The sequence below is a fragment of the Actinokineospora fastidiosa genome (assembly GCF_014648415.1).
Classification (GTDB): Bacteria; Actinomycetota; Actinomycetes; order Mycobacteriales; family Pseudonocardiaceae; genus Actinokineospora; species Actinokineospora fastidiosa.
In genome coordinates, this window is the sequence record NZ_BMRB01000006.1 from 137112 (window position 1) to 163264 (window position 26153).

General features: G+C 72.9%; 24 protein-coding genes. 6 read left to right on the forward strand and 18 right to left on the reverse strand.

Annotated elements, in window-relative coordinates; translation table 11 throughout:
• The first annotated feature begins 47 nt into the window (after window positions 1-47).
• Window positions 48-1211 carry a PQQ-dependent sugar dehydrogenase gene (locus IEY98_RS26800; protein ID WP_189213431.1) on the forward strand — a complete coding sequence of 388 codons (1164 nt, stop codon included), beginning with the start codon at window positions 48-50 and terminating at the stop codon, window positions 1209-1211.
• Window positions 1212-1614: 403 nt separating this feature from the next.
• On the opposite strand, the gene gatB is transcribed toward IEY98_RS26800, so the two are convergent.
• Genes gatB through gatC form a run of 4 tightly spaced genes read right to left on the reverse strand, consistent with a single transcriptional unit; the run spans window position 1615 to window position 5109 of the window.
• Window positions 1615-3117 carry an Asp-tRNA(Asn)/Glu-tRNA(Gln) amidotransferase subunit GatB gene (gene gatB, locus IEY98_RS26805; RefSeq protein WP_189213432.1) on the reverse strand — a complete coding sequence of 501 codons (1503 nt, stop codon included), beginning with the start codon at window positions 3115-3117 and terminating at the stop codon, window positions 1615-1617.
• Entirely contained in the window at window positions 3114-3311 is a 198-nt protein-coding gene (locus IEY98_RS26810) for a hypothetical protein (protein ID WP_189213433.1), read from the reverse strand. Before IEY98_RS26810 ends, gatB begins: the two co-directional genes overlap by 4 nt.
• Window positions 3311-4813, reverse strand: coding sequence for an Asp-tRNA(Asn)/Glu-tRNA(Gln) amidotransferase subunit GatA (gatA, locus tag IEY98_RS26815; RefSeq protein WP_189213434.1), 1503 nt, complete (start codon window positions 4811-4813; stop codon window positions 3311-3313). Before gatA ends, IEY98_RS26810 begins: the two co-directional genes overlap by 1 nt.
• Window positions 4810-5109 carry an Asp-tRNA(Asn)/Glu-tRNA(Gln) amidotransferase subunit GatC gene (gene gatC, locus IEY98_RS26820; RefSeq protein ID WP_189213435.1) on the reverse strand — a complete coding sequence of 100 codons (300 nt, stop codon included), beginning with the start codon at window positions 5107-5109 and terminating at the stop codon, window positions 4810-4812. Before gatC ends, gatA begins: the two co-directional genes overlap by 4 nt.
• 206 nt (window positions 5110-5315) lie before the next feature.
• Here gatC and IEY98_RS26825 point away from each other — a divergent pair, with 206 nt between their 5' ends.
• The gene (locus tag IEY98_RS26825) at window positions 5316-5957 is read left to right on the forward strand and encodes an ACT domain-containing protein (protein WP_189213436.1); all 642 of its coding nucleotides are present in this window, start codon (window positions 5316-5318) and stop codon (window positions 5955-5957) included.
• 65 nt (window positions 5958-6022) lie between these two features.
• On the opposite strand, the gene ligA is transcribed toward IEY98_RS26825, so the two are convergent.
• From ligA to IEY98_RS26850, 5 genes are all read right to left on the reverse strand, one after another.
• A complete protein-coding gene (gene ligA, locus IEY98_RS26830; protein WP_189213437.1) occupies window positions 6023-8146 on the reverse strand; it encodes an NAD-dependent DNA ligase LigA in 2124 nt (707 codons plus the stop codon).
• A 35-nt stretch (window positions 8147-8181) separates the two neighbouring features.
• Window positions 8182-8829: a hypothetical protein gene (locus IEY98_RS26835; protein ID WP_373292470.1), complete on the reverse strand. Its 648-nt coding sequence runs from the start codon at window positions 8827-8829 to the stop codon at window positions 8182-8184.
• A gap of 454 nt (window positions 8830-9283) precedes the next feature.
• Window positions 9284-9568, reverse strand: coding sequence for a ubiquitin-like small modifier protein 1 (locus IEY98_RS26840; protein ID WP_189213439.1), 285 nt, complete (start codon window positions 9566-9568; stop codon window positions 9284-9286).
• Complete coding sequence (locus IEY98_RS26845; RefSeq protein WP_189213440.1) at window positions 9569-10648, reverse strand: WD40/YVTN/BNR-like repeat-containing protein; 1080 nt, start codon at window positions 10646-10648, stop codon at window positions 9569-9571.
• 136 nt (window positions 10649-10784) lie between these two features.
• On the reverse strand, window positions 10785-11117 hold the full coding sequence (locus IEY98_RS26850) for a hypothetical protein (RefSeq protein ID WP_189213441.1): 333 nt from the start codon (window positions 11115-11117) through the stop codon (window positions 10785-10787).
• A gap of 151 nt (window positions 11118-11268) precedes the next feature.
• On the opposite strand from IEY98_RS26850, the gene IEY98_RS26855 reads away from it, so the two are divergent.
• Complete coding sequence (locus IEY98_RS26855) at window positions 11269-11463, forward strand: hypothetical protein (protein WP_189213442.1); 195 nt, start codon at window positions 11269-11271, stop codon at window positions 11461-11463.
• 4 nt (window positions 11464-11467) lie between these two features.
• Here the strand turns inward: IEY98_RS26855 and IEY98_RS26860 are convergent, their stop codons facing one another.
• Genes IEY98_RS26860 through IEY98_RS26870 form a run of 3 tightly spaced genes read right to left on the reverse strand, consistent with a single transcriptional unit; the run spans window position 11468 to window position 14732 of the window.
• A complete protein-coding gene (locus IEY98_RS26860) occupies window positions 11468-12205 on the reverse strand; it encodes a succinate dehydrogenase/fumarate reductase iron-sulfur subunit (protein ID WP_189213443.1) in 738 nt (245 codons plus the stop codon).
• Window positions 12202-14115 (reverse strand): fumarate reductase/succinate dehydrogenase flavoprotein subunit, encoded by a 1914-nt coding sequence (locus IEY98_RS26865; RefSeq protein WP_189213444.1) that lies wholly within the window; start codon window positions 14113-14115, stop codon window positions 12202-12204. The genes IEY98_RS26860 and IEY98_RS26865 overlap by 4 nt, the downstream gene beginning before the upstream one ends.
• Entirely contained in the window at window positions 14112-14732 is a 621-nt protein-coding gene (locus tag IEY98_RS26870) for a succinate dehydrogenase cytochrome b subunit (RefSeq protein WP_229787534.1), read from the reverse strand. Before IEY98_RS26870 ends, IEY98_RS26865 begins: the two co-directional genes overlap by 4 nt.
• A 114-nt stretch (window positions 14733-14846) precedes the next feature.
• On the opposite strand from IEY98_RS26870, the gene IEY98_RS26875 reads away from it, so the two are divergent.
• Window positions 14847-15758: a LysR family transcriptional regulator gene (locus IEY98_RS26875; RefSeq protein WP_189213446.1), complete on the forward strand. Its 912-nt coding sequence runs from the start codon at window positions 14847-14849 to the stop codon at window positions 15756-15758.
• Here IEY98_RS26875 and IEY98_RS26880 read toward each other — a convergent pair whose 3' ends face one another.
• Complete coding sequence (locus tag IEY98_RS26880) at window positions 15759-16634, reverse strand: serine/threonine dehydratase (RefSeq protein WP_189213447.1); 876 nt, start codon at window positions 16632-16634, stop codon at window positions 15759-15761.
• Between the two features lie 25 nt (window positions 16635-16659).
• Between IEY98_RS26880 and IEY98_RS26885 the strand changes: the two genes are divergently transcribed.
• On the forward strand, window positions 16660-17691 hold the full coding sequence (locus tag IEY98_RS26885; protein ID WP_189213448.1) for a methionine synthase: 1032 nt from the start codon (window positions 16660-16662) through the stop codon (window positions 17689-17691).
• 506 nt (window positions 17692-18197) lie between these two features.
• On the opposite strand, the gene IEY98_RS26890 is transcribed toward IEY98_RS26885, so the two are convergent.
• From IEY98_RS26890 to IEY98_RS26900, 3 genes are read right to left on the reverse strand one after another with little or no spacing between them, the layout of a single operon-like run.
• Window positions 18198-19478: an ABC transporter permease gene (locus tag IEY98_RS26890; protein WP_189213449.1), complete on the reverse strand. Its 1281-nt coding sequence runs from the start codon at window positions 19476-19478 to the stop codon at window positions 18198-18200.
• Window positions 19475-20164 (reverse strand): ABC transporter ATP-binding protein, encoded by a 690-nt coding sequence (locus IEY98_RS26895; RefSeq protein WP_189213450.1) that lies wholly within the window; start codon window positions 20162-20164, stop codon window positions 19475-19477. Before IEY98_RS26895 ends, IEY98_RS26890 begins: the two co-directional genes overlap by 4 nt.
• Window position 20165: 1 nt before the next feature.
• Entirely contained in the window at window positions 20166-21146 is a 981-nt protein-coding gene (locus tag IEY98_RS26900; protein WP_189213451.1) for an efflux RND transporter periplasmic adaptor subunit, read from the reverse strand.
• Window positions 21147-21241: 95 nt separating this feature from the next.
• Between IEY98_RS26900 and IEY98_RS26905 the strand changes: the two genes are divergently transcribed.
• Window positions 21242-21553, forward strand: a complete 312-nt coding sequence (locus IEY98_RS26905; RefSeq protein ID WP_189213452.1) for a hypothetical protein — start codon at window positions 21242-21244, stop codon at window positions 21551-21553.
• Here the strand turns inward: IEY98_RS26905 and IEY98_RS26910 are convergent.
• Together IEY98_RS26910 and IEY98_RS26915 are read right to left on the reverse strand one after the other, a co-directional pair.
• Complete coding sequence (locus tag IEY98_RS26910) at window positions 21543-23324, reverse strand: AMP-dependent synthetase/ligase (RefSeq protein ID WP_189213453.1); 1782 nt, start codon at window positions 23322-23324, stop codon at window positions 21543-21545. The genes IEY98_RS26905 and IEY98_RS26910 overlap by 11 nt on opposite strands.
• A 230-nt stretch (window positions 23325-23554) precedes the next feature.
• Window positions 23555-26128, reverse strand: a complete 2574-nt coding sequence (locus IEY98_RS26915; protein WP_189213454.1) for a CHAT domain-containing protein — start codon at window positions 26126-26128, stop codon at window positions 23555-23557.
• Between the last annotated feature and the right edge of the window lie 25 nt (window positions 26129-26153).

The window sequence follows — 26153 nt, forward strand, 5'->3', positions numbered from 1 at the left end:
CACCCGCCCTAACCAGCGATTCACGACCCGGCGCCTAGCCTGGACCCATGGGACGCCGGAACCTCGCAGCGCTGGCCACCGGCGTGGTCATGACCGTGACCGGGTGCGCCACGTTCACCGCGCAGCCGCCGCCCCAGAGCTGGCAGCCACAGGTCCCGCTGACCCCGCAGGCCGGTCCCCAGCCCCGCGAGCAGGGCGGCGGCTCGGGAGGCGGCGGCGGTCAGGGCGGGAACCAGCCGCCGCAGTCCATCCCCCCGCCGGACGGCTGCACCGACTTCAACCCCGCGGTGCTCGCCACCTGCCTGGACTCGCCGGTGGCCGTGGCCGCGCTGCCCGGCGACGGCAGCGACCCGTCCGCGCTGGTCGGCGAGCGCACCACCGGCCGCATCCTGCTGGTCCGCAAGGACACCGAGCCCAAGGTCGTGGCCACCGTCGCGGTCGACGCCGCTGGCGACGGCGGGCTCACCGGCCTGGCCCTGTCCCCGTCGTACGTCGAGGACCAGCTGATCTTCGCCTACGTCACCACGAAGACCGACAACCGGCTGGTCCGCATCGCCCCGGGCGACGTGGCCAAGCCGGTGCTCACCGGCATCCCGCGCGGCCCGTCCGGCAACCGGGGCGCGCTGGCGCTCGACCACACCGGCGCCCTGCTGCTGGCCACCGGCAACGCGGGCAAGCCCGCTGGCCCGAAGTCGCTCGCGGGCAAGCTGCTGCGCATCACCGCGGGCGGCAAACCGCACCCGGAGAACCCGGACCCGGCCTCGGCGATCGTCGCCAGCGGCCTGACCAGCCCGGGCGGCGTCTGCGCCTCCCTGGACGGCTCGCGCACGTGGGTCACCGACCGCACGGCGAAGGCCGACGTCGTCCACCGCGTCGAGTACGGCAGGCCGCTGGGCACCCCGGCGTGGTCGTGGAAGGACAAGCCGGGCGTCGCGGGCTGCGCGTCGACGTCGCAGGCGCTGTGGATCGCCATGTCGAGCGCGGGCCACCTGCAGAACCTCCCGCAGGCCCCGGACGGGACCTTCACCGGGAAACCCCAGGTCACCATGGACGGCGACGAGGGCTTCGGCAGGCTCGCGGGCCTGGACCTGGTCAACGACTCCATGGCGGTCGCCACCACCGCCAACAAGCACGGCGGCAAACCCGCGACCAGCGACGACCGCGCCATCGCCATCATCCCGACCCACGGCGACGGCGGCGGGGCGGACTGACAGCAAAGGGCCCTCACCAGGTCACCGACGCCGGTCGAGCACCTGCTACCGGACCGCGAAGGGCTGCCTTCACCACCACACGGCCCGCCAAAGCAGCCTCACCGACGCAGTCCCTCTGCCACCACCCGGCTAGCCAGACCACCATCTCCCATGCACGGCGACAGCGCCGGACGGACCGACAGCAAGGCGCCCGGGGCCCTCACAGGTCACCAACACCGGTCGAGCACCAAGCTCCCAGACCACAGGGCCGCCTTCACCACCGCACGCCCCGCCACAGCAGCCTCACCGCGGCAAACCCTCTGCCACCACACCGGCTGGCCAGACCACCACCCTCAGCGGCAGGCGGACCGACAGCAAGGGGTCTCGGCCACCGGCCGGGACCCCTCACCGCGTCGCTAAAGCGTCACTGGCAGCGTTCGAGCACCAGTTCCCGGACGCGCTTGGCGTCCGCCTGGCCCTTGGTCGCCTTCATCACCGCGCCGACGATGGCGCCTGCGGCGGCGACCTTGCCGTCGCGGATCTTGGCGGCCACGTCCGGTTGGGCGGCCAGCGCCTCGTCCACCGCCGCGTACAGCGCGGAGTCGTCGGAGACGACCTTCAGGCCGCGCTTCTCCACGACCTCGGCGGGCTCGCCCTCGCCCGCCAGCACGCCGTCGACGACCTCGCGGGCGAGCGCCTTGGTCAGCGTGCCGTCGGCGACCAGCGCGATCACCGCGGCCACCTGGGCGGGCGTGATGGGCAGCTCGGCCAGCTCGACGCCGCGCGTGTTCGCCTGCTGGGCCAGGTACGACACCCACCACGAGCGCGCCTCGGCCGCGGGCGCGCCCGCGTCGGCGGTGGCCGCGATCAGGTCGACCGCGCCGACGTTCACCAGGTCGCGCAGCTCGGCGTCGGACAGGCCCCACTCGGCCTGGATGCGCCTGCGGCGCTCCCACGGCAGCTCCGGCAGCGTTCCGCGCAGCTCGTCGACCCACTCCCGGGACGGCGCGATCGGCACCAGGTCCGGCTCGGGGAAGTAGCGGTAGTCCTCGGAGGTCTCCTTGCGGCGGCCCGCGCTGGTGTGCCCGGTCGCCTCGTCGAAGTGCCGGGTCTCCTGCAGGATCGAGCCACCGGCGGCCAGCACGGCGGCCTGGCGGGTCATCTCGTGGCGCACCGCCCGCTCGACGCTGCGCAGCGAGTTGACGTTCTTGGTCTCGGTGCGGGTGCCGAACTCGGTGGCGTCCTTGGCCATGAGCGAGACGTTGGCGTCGCAGCGCAGCGAGCCCTGGTCCATCCGGACGTCGGACACGTCCAGCGCCTTGAGCAGGTCCCGCAGCGCGGTCACGTACGCGCGGGCGACCTCGGGAGCGCGCTCGCCGGTCCCGGTGATCGGCTTGGTGACGATCTCGATCAGCGGCACACCCGCGCGGTTGTAGTCCAGCAGCGAGTAGTCCGCGCCGTGGATGCGGCCGGTGGCGCCGCCGACGTGCAGCGACTTGCCGGTGTCCTCCTCCATGTGGGCGCGCTCGATGCCCACCCGCACGACCTCGCCGTCCTCCAGCGTGACGTCGAGGTAGCCGTCGAAGGCGATCGGCTCGTCGTACTGCGAGGTCTGGAAGTTCTTCGGCATGTCCGGGTAGAAGTAGTTCTTCCGCGCGAAGCGGCACCACTCGGCGATCTCGCAGTTCAGCGCGAGGCCGATGCGGATGGCCGCCTCCACCGCCTTGCCGTTCAGCGCGGGCAGCGAGCCGGGCAGGCCGAGGCAGGTCGGGCAGACCTGGGTGTTGGGCTCGGCGCCGAAGGCCGTCGGGCAGCCGCAGAACATCTTCGTGTTCGTGGACAGCTCGACGTGCACCTCCAGCCCGAGCACCGGGTCGAACCGCGCGACGACGTCGGCGTAGTCCATCAGCTCCACAGTGGACGTCACTTGGCCGCCTTCCGCAGGTTCCGGACGGCCAGCAGGATCGCGGTGATGGCGACCACGACGCTGGCGATCGCGTTGACCAGGGCGAGCTGGTCCTTCTCCTCGCGCGCCGTCTTGAACGTCCGCACCGCGTTGGTGGTGGAGGCCACCGAGCTGGCGAGGCGGATCGCGCCGCGGATCTTGTTCTCGTCGGCCATCAGTGTGCGACCTCCAGTTCGGGAACGCGGTGGATGAGCGCGCCGCCCTGCGCGGCGTCGCGGGCCGCCTCGTAGGCGGCGGCGACCCGGTAGCCGCGGTGGTCCTGCAGCGCGGGCGACATGATCTGCAGGCCGACCGGCAGCCCGTCGGCCAGTCCACACGGGACGCTCAGCGCGGCGTTGCCCGCCATGTTCGCCGGGATGGTGCACAGGTCTGCCCGGTACATCGCCATCGGGTCGTCGACCCGCTCGCCGATGCGGAACGCCGTGGTCGGCGTGGTCGGCGAGATGAGCACGTCGACCTTGTCGAAGGCGGCGGCGAAGTCGCGGGTGATGAGCGTGCGGACCTTCTGCGCGGAGCCGTAGTAGGCGTCGTAGTAGCCCGCGGAGAGCGCGTAGGTGCCGAGCATGATCCGGCGCTTGACCTCCGCGCCGAACCCGGCCTCGCGGGTCAGCGACATGACGTCCTCTGCGCTGCGGGTGCTGTCGTCCCCGGTGCGCAGGCCGTAGCGCATCGCGTCGAAGCGGGCCAGGTTGGACGAGGCCTCACTGGGCGCGATGAGGTAGTAGGCGGGCAGCGCGAGGTCGAAGCTCGGGCAGGAGACCTCGACGATCTCCGCGCCGAGCGCGCGCAGCTGCTCGACGGCGCCGTGGAAGGCCGCGAGCACGCCGTCCTGGTAGCCATCGCCGCCCAGCTCGGTGACGATGCCGACGCGCACGCCGGTCAGGTCGCCGCCCTGCCCCTCGCGCACGGCCGCGACGACCGGCGGGACGGGCGCGTCGATGGAGGTGGAGTCCATCGGGTCGTGCCCGGCGATGACCTCGTGCAGCAGGGCGGCGTCGAGCACCGTCCGCGCGCACGGCCCGGCCTGGTCGAGGGAGGAGGAGAAGGCGACGAGGCCGTAGCGGGAGACCGTGCCGTAGGTGGGCTTCACGCCGACCGTGCCGGTGACCGCGCCGGGCTGGCGGATGGAGCCGCCGGTGTCGGTGCCGATGGCCAGCGGCGCCTCGAAGGCGGCCAGCGCGGCCGACGAGCCGCCGCCGGAGCCGCCGGGGATGCGGTCGAGGTCCCACGGGTTGCGGGTGACGCCGTAGGCGGAGTTCTCGGTGGAGGAGCCCATCGCGAACTCGTCCATGTTGGTCTTGCCGAGGATCACCATGCCCGCGGCCAGCAGCTTGCGCACGACCGTGGCGTCGTACGGCGGGTGCCAGCCCTCCAGGATGCGCGATCCGCAGGTCGTGGTCGCGCCCTGCATCGTGAGGACGTCCTTGACCGCGATCGGGACACCGGCCAGCGGGGAGGCGAGCTCGCGCCCGGCGGCGACGTCCTCGTCGACGGCCTTGGCGGCGTTGAGCGCGCGCTCGGTGTCGACGTGGAGGAACGCGTGCACGGCCGGGTCGACCTCGGCGATGCGGTCGAGGTGCGCCTGCGCGACCTCGACGGCGGAGACCTCGCGGGTGCGGATCAGGTCGGCCAGCTCTGCTGCCGTCTTGCGGATCATGCCTCTTCCCCCAGGATGCGCGGCACGCGGAAGCGGCCGTCCTCGGCGGCTGGCGCGGCGGCCAGCGCCTGCGCCTGGGTCAGACCGGGCCGGACCTGGTCGGCGCGGAACACGTTGGTCAGCGGCACCGCGTGCGACGTCGGCGGGATGTCCTGGTCGGCGACGGAGCCGACGGCGGCGACCGCGCCCACGATCTGGTCGAGCTGGCCTGCGAACAGGTCCAGTTCGGCGTCGGTGACGGCCAACCGGGCCAGGCGGGCGAGGTGGGCCACCTCGTCGCGGGAAATGCTGGGCACTGGGCGCGAACCCCCCGGGGTCTCGTTGTCCGGTCTTCCGGCCGAGTCTATTTGCCGGGGCGGCGCGGGCTCGAACCGGTTCTCGTCCCGGCATCCGGTCCGTGGTGGACGCCCGCCATGCCCGGTCTGCGACAATCGGCGATCGGCATGGCGACTGGCCGGGAGTCCGGGCGCCCAACACCGATTAGCAGCGGGAGGCGTTCGAGGTGTCCTTCCTGATCCGGGTCCAGCTCCCGGACAGCCCTGGCACGCTGGGCGCGGTCGCGACCGCCCTCGGCGCCATCGGGGCCGACATCCTCAGTGTCGACGTGGTGGAGCGCGTCGGCGGCCTGGCGATCGACGACCTGGTGGTCGAGTTGCCCGGCGGCCGCCTCCCCGACGTGCTGATCACCGCGGCGGAGTCGGTGACCGGGGTCGAGGTGGACGCCGTGCGCCCCTACGCGGGCGTCCTGGACACCCACCGCGAGCTGGAACTGGTCGAGGAGGTGGCCGCCGACCCCGCTCACGGCCTGTCGATCTTCACCGAGGGCGTGCCGAAGATCATCCGAGCTGGCTGGGCACTGATGGTCGGCCCCTCCGGCCGCCTCGCTGCCTCCACGGCGGCCCCTGAGCTGCAGGAACTCGACCTGCCGTGGATGCCCCTCGCCCGGGCGACGGTCCTCGACGGCGAGGAGGGCTGGGTCCCGCCGACGTGGCGCGAGCTGGGCACCGAACTGGCGGCGACCCCGGTGGGCAAGCCGGAGCGCGTCCTGCTGGTCGGCCGCCCCGGCGGGCCCATGTTCCGCGCGGCGGAGGTGGCCCGGCTGGCCCACCTGGCGGGCATCGTGTCGGTGGTCCTGCCGGACTAGCGGTTCCGCCGGGCAGGCACCGCCCGAGCAGGCAGGCGCCCGTCCCGCGCCTCCTGCCAGGGCGGCTACTCGGTCGCTTCCGGCTCGGCCGCGCCGTCGCCGACGGTCGCCACCTCGCGGGCGGCGTCGGGGCCGTCGTCCAGCAGGACGGTGAAGCCCTGCTCGTCCAGGACCGGGACCTTGAGCTGGACGGCCTTGTCGTACTTCGACCCGGGGGCGTCGCCCACCACGACGAACGCGGTCTTCTTCGACACCGAGCCCGACGCCTTGCCGCCGCGGGCCATGATGGCCTCCTTGGCCTCGTCGCGGCTGTACCTCGCCAGGCTGCCGGTCACGACGATCGACAGGCCCTCCAGCGTGCGCGGGACCGAGTCGTCGCGGTCCTCGGCCATGCGGACGCCCGCGGCGCGCCACTTCTCCACCACGTCGACGTGCCAGTCGACGGTGAACCAGTCCTTGACCGCGGCGGCGATGGTGGGTCCGACGCCCTCCGTGGCCGCGAGGCGCTCCTCGTCGGCGTCGCGGATGGCGTCGATGGAGCCGAACTCGCGGGCCAGGGCCTGGGCGGCGGTCGGGCCGACGTGGCGGATCGACAGGGCCACCAGGACCTTCCACAGTGGACGATCCTTCACCAGCTCCAGGTTCGCCAGCAGCTTGCGGCCGTTGGCCGACAGCTCCCCGGCCTTGGTGCGGAACAGGTCCACCCGCCCGAGCTTGTCCTCGTCGAGGTAGAAGACGTCGCCCTCGTCGGTGATCACGCCTGAGGACAGCAGCGCCGCGGCGGCCTCGTAGCCCAGGCCCTCGATGTCCAGCGCCGCCCGGCTGGACAGGTAGAACAGCCGCTCCCGCAGCTGCGCCGGGCACGAGCGCGCGTTCGGGCAGCGGATGTCGGCGTCGCCCTCCTTCTCGTGCCGCAGCGTCGTGCCGCACACCGGGCACTCCGTCGGCATGACGAACTCGCGGGCGTCGGCGGGCCGGACGTCGATCACCGGGCCCAGCACCTCGGGGATGACGTCGCCCGCCTTGCGGATGACCACGCGGTCGCCGATCAGCACGCCCTTGCGCTTGACCTCGGAGGCGTTGTGCAGGGTCGCCATCGCGACCGTCGAGCCCGCGATCTTCACCGGCTCCATCACCGCGAACGGCGTCACCCGGCCGGTGCGGCCGACGTTGACCTCGATGTTCAGCAGGGTCGTCGTCGCCTCCTCCGGCGGGTACTTGTACGCGATCGCCCAGCGCGGCGCCCGGGAGGTGGTGCCCAGGCGGCGCTGCAGCGCGACCTGGTCGACCTTGATGACGATGCCGTCGATCTCGTACGGGTTGTCGTGGCGGTGCTCGCCCCAGTGCTTGACGTGCTCGGCGAGCTGTTCGGGGTCGTCCAGCACGACCGTGTGCTCGGAGACCGGCAGGCCCCACGCGGCCAGCGCGCGGTACGCCTCGGACTGGGCGGTCGGCTCGAAGCCCTCGCGCCTGCCGAGGCCGTGGCAGATGAGCCGGAGGTTGCGCGAGGCGGTGACCCGGGGGTCCTTCTGCCGCAGCGAGCCCGCCGCGGTGTTGCGCGGGTTGGCAAAGGGCGGTTTGCCGGATTCGACGAGCCGGGCGTTGAGCGCGAGGAAGTCCTCGACCTCGAAGAACACCTCGCCGCGCACCTCGACCAGCCGGGGGACGGGGAACTCGTCGGTGCCGGTCAGCCGCTCGGGGACGCCGCGCATGGTGCGCACGTTGAGCGTCACGTCCTCGCCGGTGCGGCCGTCGCCCCTGGTCAGGGCGCGGGTGAGCCTGCCGTCCTCGTAGAGGAGGTTGACGGCCAGGCCGTCGATCTTCAGCTCGCACAGGTAGCGGGCGTCGGCGGCCTCGCGGCGCACCCGGTCGACCCAGGCGCCGAGCTCGTCGAGGTCGAAGGCGTTGTCGAGGCTGAGCATGCGCTCGAGGTGGTCGTGCGCGGCGAACTCCGTGGAGAACGTCCCGCCGACGCGCTGGGTGGGCGACTCGGGGGTGATCAGGCTCGGGTAGCGCTCCTCCAGGTCGGCCAGCTCGCGCAGCAGGGCGTCGAACTCGCCGTCGGGGATGGTGGGGGCGTCGAGGACGTAGTAGCGGAACTGGTGGCCCAGCAGCTCGTCGGCCAGCACGGCGTGGCGGTCGCGGACGTCGGCCGGTACGTCGGTGCTTTCCGTGTTCTCACTGGTCACCGGCCTAGAGTAGCCAGGACGACCGACACTCGCCGCTACTGAGGGAGGCCGAGGACGAGGTCGCGGAGCTCCAGCAGGCCGATGCTGTCGGCGGGCTCCTGCTCGGCCGTCTCGACCCGCCGCAGCCGCTCCCCCGCCACCCGCTCCCCGAGCGTCGCGTCCAGCGGGAGGAAGGTCATGGCCTGCCGCATGTCGGGGGCCAGCTCGGACAGCAGCGGGTGGTGCACGGCGACGTCGACGACGTCACCGTCGACCTGCGCGTGCACCCGCACGTCGGCCAGGGCGAGCCGGTGGGCGCCGATGTTGACGGTGACCTGGGTGGGGTCGGGCACCGGCGGCACGGAGTCGTGGAACTCCCAGATGGCGTCATCGGGCGGCGCGGCGGCCTTCCAGGCGTCGGTGAGCGGCCGCAGCTCCGGATCCTCCTGCCCGGACACGACCAACGCGTAGATGGCCCGCTCCCCCCGTTCGAGCGCGAAGTGCAGCTCGGGATGCAACTCGGCGACCAGCTCACACAACAACGCCTCGACCCGCTGCGGCTCACCATCCCCGAGGGCGGCGGCGATTGTGGGCAAATGGGTGTGCCAGGCGGCCCAGAAGGCGGCAGCGCGGTCGGCGGGAGTCACCCGGCCATCCTGCCAAACGGACGCGCCCGGGCCGGGTGGTTCAGGGAAAGGGCGCACCGGCCTGGCCCGGTCACCGCGGGCCGACCCAGTCACCGCAGGCCGACCCAGTCACCGCAAGCTGGCCCGGTCACCGCAAGCCAGCCCGCTCACCGCAAGCCAGCCCGCTCACCCCAGGCCAGCCCGCTCACCCCAGGCCAGCCCGCTCACCCCAGGCCAGCCCGCTCACCCCAGGCCAGCCCAGTCACCGCAAGCCAGCCCAGTCACCGCAAGCCAGCCCAGTCACCGCAGGCTGGCGCGGCACGGCTGGGCAGCGGGTCCTGCCAACGGTCCGCGCGGGCGTCGCCGCCACCGGCTGACCGTTGGTCCGGGGCAGGCGGGACAACTGGGCGCGCTCAGCGGACGTGGCCCGTGAAGGCGTGCACAACGGCAGCCTCACCCGCACCTCCGGCCGGACGGGTCTCATCCGGGAAGCCTGCACCTGCGCGCCCACCGGCCCGTTCGGCGACTCCCCCTATCCGCCTGCCACCGACGGGATTATCTGGATCTCCGCGCCCGCCCGCAGCCTGGTGTCCTTGCCCTGGAGTTGGCGGCATTCCTCACCGTCGATGAAGAAGTTGACGTAGCGGCGGAGGGCGCCCTGTTCGTCGCGGAGGCGGCGTTCGAGGGCGGGGTGTCGGTGGGCCAGCACGTCGAGGAGGTCGGTGAGGGTGGCGTCGGGGGCGAGGTCGACGTCGAGCTTGGGCTGGTCGCCCGCGCGTGGGCGCAGGACATTGGGCAGGCGGACGGTGACGGTCATCTAGACCACCGCCGCCCGGATGGAGAGCACGTCCGGCAGGTTCTCGGCGATGCGGACCCACGTGTCGCCGCCGTCGCGGCTGCCGTAGACGTCGCCGGAGCGGGAGCCGAAGTAGACGCCCGCGGGGTCCGCGTTGTCCACGCACATGGCGTCGCGCAGGATCGTGGTCCAGTACGGGGTCTTCGGCAGGCCGTTGTCGAGCGCCTCCCAGGTCTCGCCCGCGTCGCGGCTGCGGTAGACGCGGCAGCGGCCGTCCGGCGGGAAGCGGTGGCCGTCGGCGACCAGCGGGAACGTGTAGACCGTGTCCGGGTCGTGCGGGTGGACCACGATCGGGAAGCCGAAGTCGGACGGCAGGCCGTCGGCGATGGACTTCCACGTCGTGCCGCCGTCGTCGCTGCGGTAGACGCCGTGGTGGTTCTGCGCGTAGAAGCGGTCCGGGCGGGACGGGTGCTGGGCGATCTTGTGGACGCACTGCCCGTACTCGGGGAACGGGTCGGGCAGGAAGTACGCCTTGATGCCGGAGTTGCTGGGGTGGAAAGTGGCCCCGCCATCGGTGGTGCGGTAGACGCCGCCGGTGGACATGGCGACGGTGACGTGGTCGGCGTCGCTCGGGTGCGGGATGACCGAGTGCACGGCCTGGCCGCCGAACCCGGGGAACCAGTCCTTGCGGTGCGGGTGGTCCCACAGGCCGCGCACCAGCTCGAACGTGCGCCCGCCGTCGGTGGAGCGGAACAGCGCCGACGGCTCGGTGCCCGCGTAGACGACGTCCGGCTGGTCCGCCGGACCGGGCGCGAGCTGCCAGACCCGCCCCAGCGTCGCCCCGGTGTCCTCCGGGAAGGCGACGGGCGCGTGGTCCGGCTCCTCCCAGGTCTGCCCCAGGTCGTCGCTCACCGCCACGCTCGGGCCCCAGTGCTCCGAGGTCACCCCGGCCAACACCCTGGGCTTCTCCCGCCGCGTGTCGATGGCCACGGCGTACACATCGGTCATCGGATGATGTGGCCCCGTCACCTTCCACCCGTCGCCGGACGCCAGGAACAGCCCCTTGCGCGTCCCGATCGCCACCAGCACTTCCTGCGTCATCGCCCCTCCTCGGATGTGGTGCGCGCCACGCTACGCCGGGGCACCGACAACGGCACCGTGGTTGGCTGGCGGCATGGACCTGCGACGGAAGTGGGGGTGCGCGCAGATCAATTGATCAACGAACTGACGAAGCAGCTCAGAACGGGCCACGCCGCTCGTACACCTCGATGTCGTCCCGCGCGGCTTCGACCAACCCCGCGTAGGTCGGGTCCTTCGCGTACTCGTCCAACTTCCTCCGCAGCCGGGAGTCGACCAACTCCCCGTGTAACCGGACGATATGACCGACACAGGTCACGGCCAACTGCCGAACAGCCTCCGTCTTCCCCGCTTCGAGGCACTCGAGCACCACCTGCTCGACCCACCTGTTGTCAGGTTCGTTCAGGACTATGCACAGCAGCGCATCCGTGGCCGAGACCACCTCACCACGGCGCACGATGCCGAGTAGTTCGGCGCGGCTCTTATCGTCCATCAAGATTTCGTTGTCCCCTCCCGCCATCGCCAACGCGGAGCACCCCGGACTTCGTCGGCCAGCAACCTCGCACATTAACGTCCCGAGGACGTCGATCGGTGCGCCGAGAACGGCTGCGGATGTGATGAGGAAGGGGATCGGGGTTCCCGGGGTGGGCGCAACCACCCTGCTGTTGCGCAGCAGGCAACGGCAGGACGCGACGGAGCAGCAGTGGGAGTTCGCGGCTCGCGGCATGGTCGAGAAGCAGCGTTTCGTCGAGCAAGCGCATCCGCTCCCGGACGCCCCGTCACCGCCGCCCCCGCACACCTTCCCGTCCAACCCGACCAGGACAAGTAACTCGCCCTAGGTAATCAATCGACCTTCCACAGCACGTCGCGGTTGAGGAGGGCGATCACGTCCGTGCCGATCTCCTTCGGACAGGCCGTCGCGCACTCGCCTGCCTGGGTGCAGCCGCCGAAGCCGAGGTCGTCCTGGGTCTGGACCATGGTCAGCGCGCGGGTGCCGCGCTCGGGCTGGCCCGGCGGCAGGGCGGCCAGGTGGACGGCCTTCGCGGCGGTGAACAGCATCGCCGAGCCGTTGGGGCAGGCGGCCACGCACGCGCCGCAGCCGATGCAGGCCGCGGCGGCGAAGGCGCGGTCGGCGTCCGGCTTGGGCACCGGCACGGCGTGGGCGTCCGGGGCGGCGCCGGCGTGGACGCCGACGTGCCCGCCCGACTCGATGACGCGGTCCAGCGCCGACCGGTCCACCACGAGGTCGCGGACGACCGGGAACGGTCGGGCCCGCCACGGTTCGATGGTGATCGGCTTGCGGGGGTCGAACTCGCGCATGTGCAGCTGGCAGGTGGTCGTCGCCTTCTGCGGCCCGTGGGCGGTGCCGTTGATCATCAGCCCGCACATGCCGCAGATGCCCTCGCGGCAGTCGTGGTCGAAGGCGATCGACTCGTCGCCGTCGAGCAGCAGGCGTTCGTTGAGGACGTCGAGCATCTCCAGGAACGACATGTCGGGCGTGATCCCGTCGACGGTGTACTCGACGAGGCGGCCGCGGTCGTCGGGGCCGTTCTGGCGCCAGACGCGCAGGGTGTACTTCACCGGTAGCTCCGCTCGCTCGGCCGGACCGCGGTGAAGGCCAGCTCCTCGCGGTGCAGGACAGGGGTTCCCCCGGTGTGCTCCCACGCCGCGACGTAGGCGAAGCGCTCGTCGTCGCGGCGGGCCTCGCCGTCGGGGGTCTGGCTCTCGGCGCGGAAGTGGCCGCCGCAGGACTCGGCGCGGTGCAGGGCGTCCAGGCACATCAGCTCGGCCAGTTCGAGGAAGTCGGCGACGCGGCCCGCGTGTTCGAGGGTCTGGTTCAGCGCCGATCCCGAGCCGGTCACCTTCACCCGACGCCAGAAGTCGGCGCGCAGGTCGGGGATGCGCTTGAGCGCCTCGGCCAGGCCGTCGGCGGAGCGCTCCATGCCGCAGTGGTCCCACATGACGCGGCCCAGCTCGCGGTGGAAGGACTCCGGGGTGCGGTCGCCGTTCACCGCCAGCAGGGCGGCGACGGTGGCGTGCACGGAGTCCTCCGCCTCGTCGACCGCCTCCGGGGAGACCGCGCCGAACGGGCCGTCGGCCAGGTAGTCGCCGATGACCGCGGGAAGGACGAAGTACCCGTCGGCCAGGCCCTGCATCAGGGCGCTCGCCCCAAGGCGGTTCGCGCCGTGGTCGGAGAAGTTGGCCTCCCCGACGACGAACAGCCCCGGGATGGTCGACCGCAGGTCGTAGTCCACCCACAGGCCGCCCATCGTGTAGTGCACGGCGGGGTAGATGCGCATGGGCGTGGAGTACGGGTCCTCCGCGGTGATCCGCTGGTACATCTCGAACAGGTTCCCGTAGCGCTCGGCGATCACGTCGCGGCCGAGCCGGGCGATGGCGTCGGCGAAGTCCAGGTACACCCCGCGCCCGACGCCCTTGCCCTCGTCGCACACCGCCTTGGTGGCGCGGGCGGCGATGTCGCGCGGGACGAGGTTGCCGAAGCGCGGGTAGCGGCGTTCGAGGAAGTAGTCGCGTTCGGACTCCGGGATCTCCGCAGGTCTGCGCGGGTCGCCCGGGCGGGCGGGGACCCAGACCCGGCCGTCGTTGCGCAGCGACTCGCTCATCAGGGTCAGCTTCGACTGGTGGTCGCCGCCGACCGGGATGCACGTCGGGTGGATCTGGGTGAAGCACGGGTTGGCGAACCACGCGCCGCGCTTGTGGGCGCGCCAGATCGCGGTGGCGTTGCTGCCCTTGGCGTTCGTGGACAGGTGGAAGACGTTGCCGTAGCCGCCGGTGGCGAGCACGACGGCGTCGGCGGTGTGCGTGGTGATCTCCCCGGTGACCAGGTCGCGCACCACGACGCCGCGCGCGCGGCCGTCCGACACGACGAGGTCCAGCATCTCCGTGCGCGGCCTGCTGACCACCCGCCCGGCGTGGATCTGCCGCGCAAGCGCTTGATACGCCCCCAGCAGGAGTTGCTGACCGGTCTGCCCGCGCGCGTAGAACGTCCGGGAGACCTGCGCGCCGCCGAAGGAGCGGGTGTCGAGCAGGCCGCCGTACTCGCGGGCGAACGGCACGCCCTGGGCCACGCAGTGGTCGATGATCGCGCCGCTGACCTCGGTCAGCCGGTACACGTTGGACTCCCGCGCGCGGAAGTCGCCGCCCTTGATGGTGTCGTGGAACAGCCGGGCGGTGCTGTCGCCGTCGCCCGCGTAGTTCTTGGCAGCGTTGATCCCGCCCTGCGCGGCGACGCTGTGCGCGCGGCGCGGGCTGTCCTGGTAGCAGAAGGACAGGACCTGATAGCCGAGTTCGGCCAGGGTCGCCGCGGCCGAGGCGCCCGCGAGGCCGGTGCCCACCACGATCACGCTCATCCGCCGCCGGTTGGCCGGGCTGACCAGGCGCGCGGCCAACCTGCGCCGCTCCCAGCGGGTCTCCAGCGGACCGTCCGGGGCGCGGGTGTCGCGCAGCGGTGTGCCCTCGGTGTAGTTCATCGGATGACCCCCAACAGGACGGCGTAGGGCACGGAGAGGAACCCGACGGTGATGGCGACGGCGACCGCGAGCGCGGCGGGCTGGGCCGCGGTCCTGGCGCCGAGGCTGCGCAGCGCGCTCCACATGCCGTGACGGATGTGGAAGCCGAGCGAGACGACGGCGAGGGTGTAGAAGGCGACGACGTACCAGCGGCTGAAGCCCGCGACGACGCTGGCGTGGATCTCGCCGGGGACGCCGTGCGGGTTGAGCACGCCCGCGGTGAGGTCGAGGATGTGGTAGACGACGAACAGGGCGATGATCACGCCGCCCCACCGCATCGTGCGCGCTGCGTATCCGCCCTGCTTGACCGCGTACGGGATCGGACGCGCCTTGCGGGCCTGCCGGGTGAGCGACACGGCGGCCGCGATGTGCAGCACGACGGCGGCGAGCAGGACCACGCGCACGATCCAGACGAAGCCGCCGTAGCCGAACACGGGCTCCAGGAACTCCCGCAGGAAGTGGCCGTAGCCGTCGATGGACTCCCGGCCTGCGAACGCCTTGAGGTTGGCGGCCATGTGCACCAGGACGTAGGCCAGGAGCACGATTCCGGTGACGGCCATCACGGCTTTGCGGCCCACTGTGGTCCGAATCCGTTGCCGCACCGGTGATTCCGTGAGCATGCCGCCCACGCTATGCGCGCGTTCGATCAGTCGTCCAATACATGAACCCGCTCGACTCGATAGCCTGTGGCTATGACGCTCCAGCAGCTGGCGTACTTCCTGGCCGTGGCCGAGACCCGCAACTTCACCCGGGCGGCGCGGCGGTCGCATGTGGCGCAGCCCTCACTGAGCAAGCAGATCCACGCGCTGGAGTCGGAACTCGGGACGCCGCTGTTCACCCGCACGCCCGCGGTCGCCATGACCCCGGCTGGCGAGGCGCTGCTGCCGATCGCCAAGCGCATCCTGTCCGATGTGGACTCGGCCAGGCTGGAGGTGGCCGAGCTGGCCGGTCTGCGCCGCGGCCGCATCCGGCTGGGCGCGACGCCGAGCGTGTGCGTCGGCGTGCTGGCCGACGTCCTGCGCCGGTTCCACGACGAGCACCCCGGGGTCCGGCTGCTGGTGGAGGAGGGCGGCTCCCGCGACCTGACCCGGGCGCTGGTGGCGGGCGACCTCGACCTCGCGCTGGTGATCGTCCCGCCGCAGGGCGTCGACCCCGCGCTGCACGCCACGCCGGTGCTCAGGGAGGACCTGATGGTGGCCGCGGCCACGGAGCTGCCCGCGCGGGTGCGGCTGACCGACCTGCGCGACCGCCCGATGGTGATGTACCGGCGCGGCTACGACCTGCGGGAGACCACGCTGCGGGCGTGCCTGGCCGCGGGCTTCGAGCCCGCGCTGGCCGTCGAGGGCGGCGAGATGGACGCCGTCCTGCGGTTCGTGGAGGCGGGGCTGGGCGTGGCCGTCGTGCCGAGCCTGGTGCTGGTCGACCGGCCGCGCCTGCACTCGGCGCCGCTGGTCGGCCCGGGGCTGCGCCGCACGGTCGCCCTCGCCCACCGCAGCGACGCGCCGCCCACGATCGCCGCGCGCGCGTTCCGGTCCGTGCTGCGGGCGCACGTGGACGCGCTCGTCGCCACCGACGCCCTGCCCGCGGGGGTCACGCCCGCGTGATCACGCAGGCGTCCAGTCGGAGTTGGCGCCGCAGAGGATCACGCAGGTCAATGCCTCGCCGGGGGTGTTCAGCCAGGCGGCGAAGGGGACGGCGGCCGCAGGCTCGACGGCCAGCCGCAACTCCTCCCAGAGCCGGTCGCGCGCGGCCAGGGTCTCGGCGTCGGTCACCAGCTCCGAGCGGGCGCCCCGGAGGATGCCGAACGGCACGTCGCCGACCCGGGTCGCGCCCAGCGCGGACGCCGAGACGGAGTCGACCGGTGAGTCGACCGGGTGGCCCGCGTCCAACGCGCGGCGCAGGGCGCAGCACCCGTCCGGCTCGACCGCGATCACCGGCCGCCCGCCGCCCAGCACGGTCCCGGCGGCCAGCCCGCCGCCGCCCACGGCGACCGCGAACGCCGCGATGTCGGGGGCGTCGGCGACGGCCTCGGCGGCGCAGGTGCCCTGGCCCGCGACGACCAGCGGGTCGTCGTAGGCGGAGACGTAGCGGGCGCCGGACCCCTCAGCCTCGGCGCGGGCGGCGGTGTTGGCCTCGGCGTAGGAGGAGCCGACGCGGACCAGCTTCGCCCCTGCCGCCTCGATGCGGCGGGCCTTGGCGGCGGGGGCGGTCTCCGGGACGTAGACCGTGGCGGGCAGGCCGAGGAGCTTCGCCGCGGTGGCGACGGCGACGCCGTGGTTGCCGCCGGACGCGGTCACGACGTGTTCGGGCGCGGGCCCGCCGAGGAGCGCGTTGAGCGCGCCGCGCAGTTTGAAGGAGCCGGTGCGCTGCAGGTGCTCCAGCTTGAACACCACCGGCCTGCCGTCGACCTCGGCGCGCAGGATCGGGGTGCGGCGGATGTACGGGGCGATGCGCTCGGCTGCGGCCGCGACCTGGTCCATGCCGCCACTCTGCCAAACTGCGGCAATGAGCACCGCACCCTGGGCCCCGGGGGCGGCGACCGGCATCGGGTCGCTGCCCGGGCGTGAACCGGTCGAGGCCGCCGCCGTCGTGCTCGGCGAGCTGCCCGAGTTCCCGCACATCCCCGAACTGCCCGCGCGCGGACTCGGGGCCGACATCCTCGGCAGAGGCGCGGCCCTGCTGGTCGACATCGCCGTCGAGCTGGTGCCCAGCGGCTACCGCATCACCGCCCGCCCCGGCGGCGACCACCGCCGCGCGGTCGACCTCCTGCGCCGCGACCTCGACGCCGTCGAGGAGGCCATCGGCCGGGCGGGCGCGGCACCGCCGGTGCTCAAGCTCCAACTGCCCGGCCCGTGGACCCTCACGGCGGGCATCGAACTCCCCCGAGGCCACCGCGTCATCACCGACCACGGCGCCCTCCGCGATGTCACGGCCTCCCTCGCCGAGGGCGTGACCCAGCACGTCGCCGACGCCCGCAGGCGCACGGGCGCGGAGATCGTCGTCCAGTTCGACGAGCCCGGCCTCCCCGCCGTCCTCAACGGCACGGTCCCGACCCCGTCCGGCTACGGCACGGTGCCCGCGGTCGCGGAGCCGGAGGCCCGGGAGGTCCTGTCGACCCTGGTGGAGACGGCCAGGGAAGCCACCGGCCAACCGGTGATCGTCCACTGCTGCGCCCCCCGCCCCCCGATCTCCCTACTGCGCTCGGCGGGCGCGGACGCAATCGCTTTCGACGCGACCCTGGCGATGGACGCGGCAGCGCTGGACGAGATCGGGGAGGCTTGGGAGGACGGGACGGTCCTGTTCCTGGGCGTGATCCCCGGAGTCGAACCCGCCCAGGCGCCCACCCTGCGCGCTGCCGCCGACCCGGCACTCCGGTTGGTGGACCGGCTCGGGTTCCCGAGGACGATCCTGGCGGAGCGGGCGGTGCCGACTCCGTCCTGCGGTCTCGCGGGCGCCACACCGGACTGGGCCCGACGCGCCATGACACTGGTCCGGGACGTCGGCAAGGCTTTCGTAGAGCCACCGGAGTCTTGGTAGCCCTAGAAGCAGCGCAACCACCCACAAAACGCAACACGCCCCACAACTGTCCGATGGGGTGAACCCGCATTCGTGGGGAGAAAAGCGGTGCTACCCTCGCTCGGCGCGGAACGGCTTCGCCGCTCCGCCCTTCTTTCCGCGCCGCGCCGCTTTTCTTAGGGGCCCCGCGAATGCGGGTTCACTCCATCGGACACCAACAAAGCAAATCGCGAACCACCCTCGCCACCGCCTGTCGCCCTACGGCACCTGCGCCTGGCCAAAGCGGGCGATCAAGTGCGCACTCAAGGTTCATGGCGCGATTTGATCTGGTGGCGTCCGATGAGGTGAACCCGCATTCGCGGGGCCCCTAAGCGAAGCGGCGCGGGCGTGGAGAAAGGGCGGAGCGGCGAAGCCGTCCACGCCCGAGCGAGGGTAGCACCGCTTCGCTCCCCACGAATGCGGGTCCACCCCATCGGACAGTTGTGTGGGGCGTGTTGCGATTGTTGGTGGTTGCGCTGCTTCAAAGGTTAGGCGCGCATTACCGTGGCGATGGGGATCTTTGCTGCTCTGATCGCGGGTATCAGGCCGCCCAGTACGCCTGCCGCCACTCCTGCGATGACGCCTGCCAATCCTGCTTCCCACGGGAAGGCGACCTCCGCCAGCAATGGCTCCCGGTCTCCCAGCACCCGCCTCGCGACTTCCAAGCCCAGCACGCCCACCCCGGTCGCGGCTCCCGCTGTCAGGAGGCCGACGATCATGGTCTCCGCCAACACGATGCCTGCCAGCAGCAGGCGGGGCGTTCCTACCGCTCTCCGGAGGGCGAATTCCTCGATGCGTTCGCCCACCGTCGCCAGGCCGACGTTGAGGATGCCTGCTGCGCCGATCAGGAGGACCAGGGCGGCCATGCCCAGGAAGATCAGGCGGAGGAGCATCAGCTGGTCGCCCACGAACTCCTCGGAGTCGATGACCTGGGAGTACCACTGGTCCATCGGGGCGCCCGCCGCTGTCAGGCGGGTTTTCAGGACCTGGGCCACCGGCTCGGCGTCCGAGGACAGGTAGAGCTGGGCTACTCGGTCGGGTGGGGACCAGGTGCGGAGTTCGTCGGAGCGGGCGTAGGCGGTCGGCATGCTGTTGCCGTCGTCGACCACGCCGATGATGCGGGGGGTGGCGTTGGTCGTCGCTCCCGCCAGGCGGAGTTCGGCGGGGACCTGGTAGCGGTTGAGGCCCTTGGCCAGTTCCTCGTTCACCACCAGCCCCGGCGACATCAGGGGGCCGCCGGTGAAGTCCAGCCAGGCGCCGCTGACCAGGTGGAACGGGCGGAACTGGCGGAGGTCGCCGGTCAGCCCGTACAGGCTGAACTCCACCGCCTGGCCCGGCGGCTTGGTCTTGTCCGCCTCCAACGACACGCAGTTGCCGTAGCGGTCGCACGTGTAACCGCCGTAGTTCCCGCCGAGGTGGTCGAAGGACATGCCGCCCGCGTTCACCGGGGTCACGCCCGGCTCGCCGACCACGGCGCGGTAGGACGTGAGGGCCGCCGTCCCGGCCGCGCCGCTCACCGTGTCCAGCGTGATGTCGACCGTCTCCGCGTGGTCAGGCAGGTAGACCTGCACGGTGCCATCGCGGCCCATGTTGAGTTCCAGGTCGATCCGCGCGGCGCGGTCGGCGATGACCGCGCCCGCCTGCACGGTGACCACCGCGAGGACGCCGAGGAACAGGCTGACCATGGACAGGAACGTGCGCAGCTTGCGCGCCCGGATCCCCTGGCCGCCGATCACCAGGGCCGAGCGCAGCTTCCCGGACAGCCTCATCGCCGGACCTCCTGCACCAGCGCGCCGTCGACCAGCCGCAGGACGCGGCCCATGCGCGCGGCGTGGGCCTGGTCGTGGGTGACCAGCACCAGGCCGCAGCCCCGCTCGGTGGCCGCGTGCAACGCGTCGATCACCAGCGAGCCGGTCTCGGTGTCCAGCGCGCCGGTCGGCTCGTCGGCCAGCAGGACCTGCGGCCGCCGCACCAACGCCCGCGCGATGGCGACGCGTTGCTGTTCGCCGCCGGACAGGCGGGTGGGCTTGTGCTTGGCCAGGTGCGCGATGCCCATCTGGTCCAGCGCGGCCATCACCGTGGCCCGTCGGCTGCGCCGTGGCAGCCATCCCTGGCCGTTGACCAGCGCCATCGCCACGTTCTGCGCTGCGGTGAGATGCTTGAGCAGGAAGAACCGCTGGAACACGAACCCGAACCGCTCGCTGCGCAGCCGCGCGGCCCGGCGCTCGGACACGGTGGTGATGTCCTCGCCCGCCAGCAGGTAGCGGCCGCCGTCGGGCCGGTCGAACAGTCCGATGAGGCTCAGCAGCGTGCTCTTGCCCGACCCGGACCGGCCGAGGATGGCCACGCTCTGCCCAGTGTGGACGGTGAGGTCGACGCCGGTCAGGATCGGCCGGGGCTGCCCCTGCCCGGTCAGGACCTTCGCGATGCCGGAAAGCTCCAGGAGCGCGGTCATGTCAGGGACCCCCCGGCCCGAACTCGCCGGTCGGCTCGGGCGCCGCCAGCGTCGGCCCCGGCACGGCGAGGGTCTCGTCGCCCTCCAGCCCGGACTTGATCTCCACCACCTTGCCGTCGGTGAGCCCCAGTTGCACGGGGGTGGTGACCCGCTCCCCGTCCGGCCCGATCACGTCGACCTGGCCCTTGCCCTGCGTGCCCGCCACGGCCTCGACCGGGGCGACGAGCACGTTCTTGGCCTCCGCGGTGACGACCTCGACGGTCGCGGGGGCGCCGTTGATCAGCGTGGTGCCCGACGGCGCGGTGCAGACCAGGCGCATGCCGGTGGGCTCCGAGGGCTCCGGCTGCGGCTCGACGTCCTTCGGCGGCCCGGCCATCGTCGGCGGCGCGGTCGGGTCCACCGGCGGCGCGGTCGGCTCCGGCGGCTCGGGGACGGTCCCCGGCGGCAGCGCGGCGATCGTGCCGAGCGTGGCGCAGGCGAACGGACCGGGCCCGCCCTCGATCTGCGCGCGCACGGCCTTGAGGCCGTTGGCGATCGCGTAGGCCTGCTTGCCGTCGATGTCGGCGGCGACGGCGTACCCGCCGTGGCGCACGGAGACGATGGGCGTGCCCTTGACGACGACCGCCCTGTCGGCCACCAGCCTGCCCGCGAACTCCGCCCCCGCGGGGATGACGATGCGCGTGGGCTCGCCGTCCGACCACACGGTGGCGACCCGCGTCTCGCGCGCGACCGGCCCGGCGTCCGGCGCGGCCAGGTACCGGACCTCGCCGTCGACGGGCGCGGCGATGCCGTAGACCGGGTTGAGCTCGACCTTGCCGGTGAGGCTGACCTTCGCGGTCAGGTCCTGCTTGGTGACGGTCGCCTTGGTGAACGTCGTGCCCCGCTCGGCGAGTCCGGGCGGCGGCCCGGGCGGGTCGGCCGCGGTGCAACCGGCGGTGAGGACGAACGCGGCGACTACGGCCGCACGAAGTGGGTTGAGCACTGGCCACCCCCAGGTATGAATGTGACCGGGAGTGTATACATCTAATGAATAGTGATGTTGAACCGGGTCACGCCGCGGCCGGCATGCTGGACGCCATGCGCTCGCACACGCGGTTCGCCGTCATCGTCGCGCTGCTGACGATCGCCGTGACCGCATTGGTCGACGCGGACGCCCTGGTCTGGGCAGCGCCCGTGCTGCCGGTGCTCGCCCTGCTGCTCAACCGCACGCGCTGGACCGAGCTGGCCAGGCTGCGGGTCGTGCAGGTGGCGGCCGTCGGCCAGGTCCTCGCGGTCGCGCCCGTGCTGACCGACGCGCCGCTGCCGGTGGCGGTCCCCGGCCTGGCGGTGGTCTGCCTCGCCGCGGCCGCCACCGGATACGGGGTGGTCCGGTTCCCCGTCAGACGCTGATCGTGGCCGGGCTCGGCGACTCGGCGTAGAGGTCGTCGATCTCGTGGGCGTACTTGCGGGCGATGGGCTTGCGGCGCAGCTTCAGCGTCGGGGTGAGCTCGTCGCCGCCGGGCTCCCACGCCGCCGACAGGATGCGGAACCGCTTGACCTGCTCGACGCGCGCGAGCCGGGCGTTGCCCGCGCGGACGGCCTCGGCCACCAACTCGCGGACCTGCTCGTGCTCGGCGATCGCGCTCGGGGAGGCCGCCACGCCGAGCTTGGCCGCCAGGCCCGCGGCCGCGTCGACGTCGAGCACGACCAGGGCGGTGACGTACGGGCGGTCGTCGCCGATGGCCACCACCTGCCCGATCACCGAGCTGGCCGCCTTGATCGCGTTCTCGATGTTCGTCGGCGACATGTTCTTGCCGCCGGAGTTGATGATCAGCTCCTTCTTGCGGTCCACGATGGACACGAACCCGTCGGCATCGATGACGCCGATGTCGCCGGTGTGCACCCAGCCGTCCATGTCGATGGTCTCGGCCGTGCGCTGCGGGTCGCCGCGGTAGCCGCGCATGGTGGACGGCGAGCGGACCAGCAGCTCGCCGTCGTCGGCCAGCCCTACCTCCGCGCCGTGCACCGCCATCCCGACGCTGCCGAGCTTGACCTGGCCCGGGCGGCACGACGTGCCCAGGCCCGCGGTCTCGGACATGCCCCACACCTCGTACACCGGGATGCCCAGGCCCCAGAAGTACTCCAGGGTGTCCACCGGGATCGCGGCGGCGCCGGAGACGGCGACGCGGCACTCGTCGAGGCCGAGCTTGTGGCGCAGCTTGGACAGCACGAGCTTGTCGGCCAGCTTGTGCTGGATGCTCAGCAGGGTGGGGACGGGCTTGCCCGCGACGGAGAGTTTGGCGTGCTTGACGCCGGTCTGGATGGCCCAGGTGGCGATCTTGCGCTTCTTCTCCGGCTCGCCCGCCAGCGCGGTGTCGATGGCGAGCTTGAACTTCTGCCACACCCTCGGCACGGCGAAGAAGACGGTGGGGTGGCAGTCCGCCAGCCCGGCGGCGAGCTGCTTGGGGTCGGCCACCGACGTCACGACCGACCCGAACAGGATCGAGGTGTAGTGCGCCACCACCCGGTCGGCGATGTGCGCCGAGGGCAGGAACGACAGCACCCGGTCCCCGTGGCGGACCTGGAACGCCTGCTTGACCGCGTCCGCCACGGCGAGCACGTTGCGGTGGGTCAGCTCGACGCCCTTGGGCGGGCCGGTGGTGCCGGAGGTGTAGATGATCGTGGCCAGGTCGTCGGGGCCGACCGCGCGCCACGCGGCGTCGAAGTCGAAGTCCGGGGCGCCGGACTCCTCCAGCTCCCGCAGCGACATCGTCCCCTCGACGCCCTCCTCCAGGCAGACGACCCGCACGTCCGCCCCGGAGGCGCGGACCACGGGCAGGAACTGCTCCTCGGTGACGACCACGGAGTTGCCCGCGTTGGCCAGCACGTAGGCCAACTGCTCGGCGGCGAGGGTGTTGTAGACGCTGAACGGCACGGCGCCCAGGTGCAGCGCGCCCGCGTCGACGACGTGGAACTCCGGCCGGTTGGCCAGCATGATCCCCACGGTGTCCCCGCGGCCGACCCCCAGCGCCGCCAGCCCGGCGGCCACCCCCCGCACCCGCTCGGCGTAGTCCCGCCACCGCAGCGACACGACGTCGCCGGGCGCGCGCAACGCGACCACATCGGGCTGCCTCCCCGCGATGTCCTGGAACGCCGAGCAGAGGGTCTCGGGAGAACTCATCACGCCGCCTCTCGCGGAGGTGTGGGTCAGAACACAGTGGCGTGATCGTAGGTACGGCCTTGACGCCTGTCTACGGTCCTTGCGCCCGGATTGGGTGGTTCAGGTCAGGTAGTCAGGGGGATTGCCGTCGGTGGAGGCGGGGGCAGCAGGCGTCATCGCCGAATCCCGGCGACGATGCTTACCAGTAGATGCTGGTCACCCGCGCGAGTCGGAGGGTCACGGGCATTCGGTCAGCCCGAGCCCAGGCAGACGAACGGGCGGCGGTACGGGTCGACGGCCACCGCCTCGGCGAGGGCGCGGGCGGGGGGATGGCCCGCGCGCAGGCGCTGGTGGTAGTCGACCATGGCGGTGGCGGCGGCCTCGTCGCCGACGCGGCTGGTGGCGGCGATGACGGTGGGGACGCCCGCGGCCAGCAGGGCGCCCGCGTAGCCCAGGGCCTCGTCGCCGGGGCGGACGTAGCTCAGCGCCAGCTCGCAGGCCGCCAGGACCACCTGGCGGGGTGGGCGGGGCAGGCGGGCTACCTCGTAGGCGAACAGCGGGCCGTCGGCGAGTTCGAGTTGGGAGAACAGGGCGTTGGTGGACTCGTGCTCGCCGTGCGCGGCGACGTGGGCAAGCGCGGCTCCGTCCAATGCGGACAGGACCTCGGCGACCGTGGCGTGCTCGTCGTCGAGGTCGATCGCGTCGGGGTAGATGCCGCGCAGGGACACGCCCTCGGTCACCCGGCCGGTCAGGTTCGGGCCGCGGGCCAGCAGGACGCGGTCGGACGGCGCGCCCGGCGAGGTCGCCGCGGTGTGCCACGCCGTGGCCGACGGGGCCACCACGACCGGCCGCCCCACCAGCGACGGCAGGCTGCCCCACTGCACCGCGTACAGCTCCCCGGTGGGCACCACGACCAGATCCCGGTCCCCGATGACGGGCAGCAGCGGCCGCACCAGCAGTTCGTCCAGCCTGCCCGCGCTGCGGACCGCGCAGTCGCGCACCACGGCGGCGATCGGCGGCGGCAGCACGTCGGGGGCCAGCGCGTTGAGGTCGTTGTAGAGCCGCGCCGCCCACTCGGCGGCCTCGGCCATCGAGCCCAGCCGGACCAGCCGGGTCACCCCGTCGGCGACGACCACCGCCACCAGGTCCCCGCCCGAGGACGCGTACTCCACCAGGGCCGTCGACCCCAGCGCGGCCGCCACCGCGTCGAGCGGGGCCACCGGGCGCGGCCTGCCCCACGGGCTGGCGTACCAGCCCAGCCGCACGACCTCGCGCTCCAGCGCGGCCGTCTGCTTCTCCAGCGGCGCCACCGGCCTGCCGGACAGCCGGGCCAGCTGCGCCTCCCGCCGCGAGCGCCGCAGCTCCGCTGCCGTCTGGGCGATGCGCGGGTCGTCGATCTCCGGCAGCGGCTCGTAGCGGTAGACCTGGGCGCGGGTGCGCTCCAGCCAGTCGTACAGCGCCCTCGGCCGACCGCGCAGGGTCAGCCGGACGGCGAGCTCGCCGAGCTGGCGGCCGTGCACGGCGGTCCCGCACACCAGGTCCAGCCCGCCCATCCGGTCGCGGGCCGTGCCCAGCTCGGTCAGCCCGGACCGGGCCTCGGCCAGCGCGCGCCTGCGGTTGCCGTCGGCGACGGCGAGTTCGGCCCGGCACAGCCGCAGCAGCATCCGGTGGTCGACCGGCGTGGTGGGCCGCGGCCTCGGCACCTGCGCCAGCAGCGAGCGCGCCGCCTCCCGGTCGCCGCGGCGCAGTTCCAGCCGCACGGCCAGCATGAGCGCCAGCGCGGTCTCGTCGACCAACCCCAGCCCGCGCAGCTCCTCGGCCAGCTTCACCGCCACCGCGGGCAGCGACCCGGGCACCCGCCCGGCGCTCAGCGCGCCCGCGGTCTCCGCGCGCAGCCCGGCCAGCGCCGCGACGGCCGCCCACCGCTGGTTGCCCCGGCGGATGAACCGCCGCTCCGCCGACCGCGCCCACCTGCGCGCGTCGCGCACCCGGTCGTCGAGCAGCGCGGAGGCGGCCAGGGTCACCTCGACCTCGGCGGCGTCCTGGCCCGCGCGTTGCTTGCGCAGCAGCGGAAGCGCGTCCTCCAGGTGCCGGGCGGCGTCCTGCGGCAGCCCGGCGGCGAGCAGCGCGCGGGCCTGGTCCAGCCGCACGACCGGCACCAGGCTGGGCGCGTGGGCGAGGCACTCGCGCGCCGCGCGCTCGAAGTCGCGCAGCGCGGTCGGCAGGTCGCCGCTCATGTAGGCGATGTAGCCGATGTTGTGCCGGGCCTTGATCCCCACGAGGTTGAGGTCGTAGCGCTCGGCGAGGTCGACGCTGCGCCGCAGCTCGGCGACGGCCCCGGCGGTGTCGGCCCGCTCGATGAACACCAGGCTGCGGTTGATGTGCAGGCCCGCGAGCACGTCCGGGTCGCCGACCCCCAGCTCCAGCACGGTCTCCAGGTGGTGGACCGCGGAGTCGAGCAGCCGCATGCCCTCGTCGCCGCGGCCCGCCCGGATCAGCAGGAACCCGCGCTGCTGCTCGACGAGCCCCTGCAGCTCGCGCCGCCGGGGCCCGGCCGGGATCTGCGGGAGCAGGCGCTCGGCGGCGTCGAGCGCGTCGAGCCCCTTGCCCGCCCCCTCCGCGTCGGAGTAGGCGAGGCTGACGAGCACCCGGACCCGCATGGTGACGAGGTCGGCGTCCCCGGTGTGGTCGACGGTGTCGAGCGCGGCGAGCGCCGACCTCAGCGCGGTGCGCGCGTCGGCGAACCGGTAGGCGTAGACGGCCTGCCGAGCCCGCTCCTGGAACCGCCCGGCCCGGCGCAGAACCCGCTCACGGTCGCTGGCCACAGATCATTACAGTACGGACTCCCGC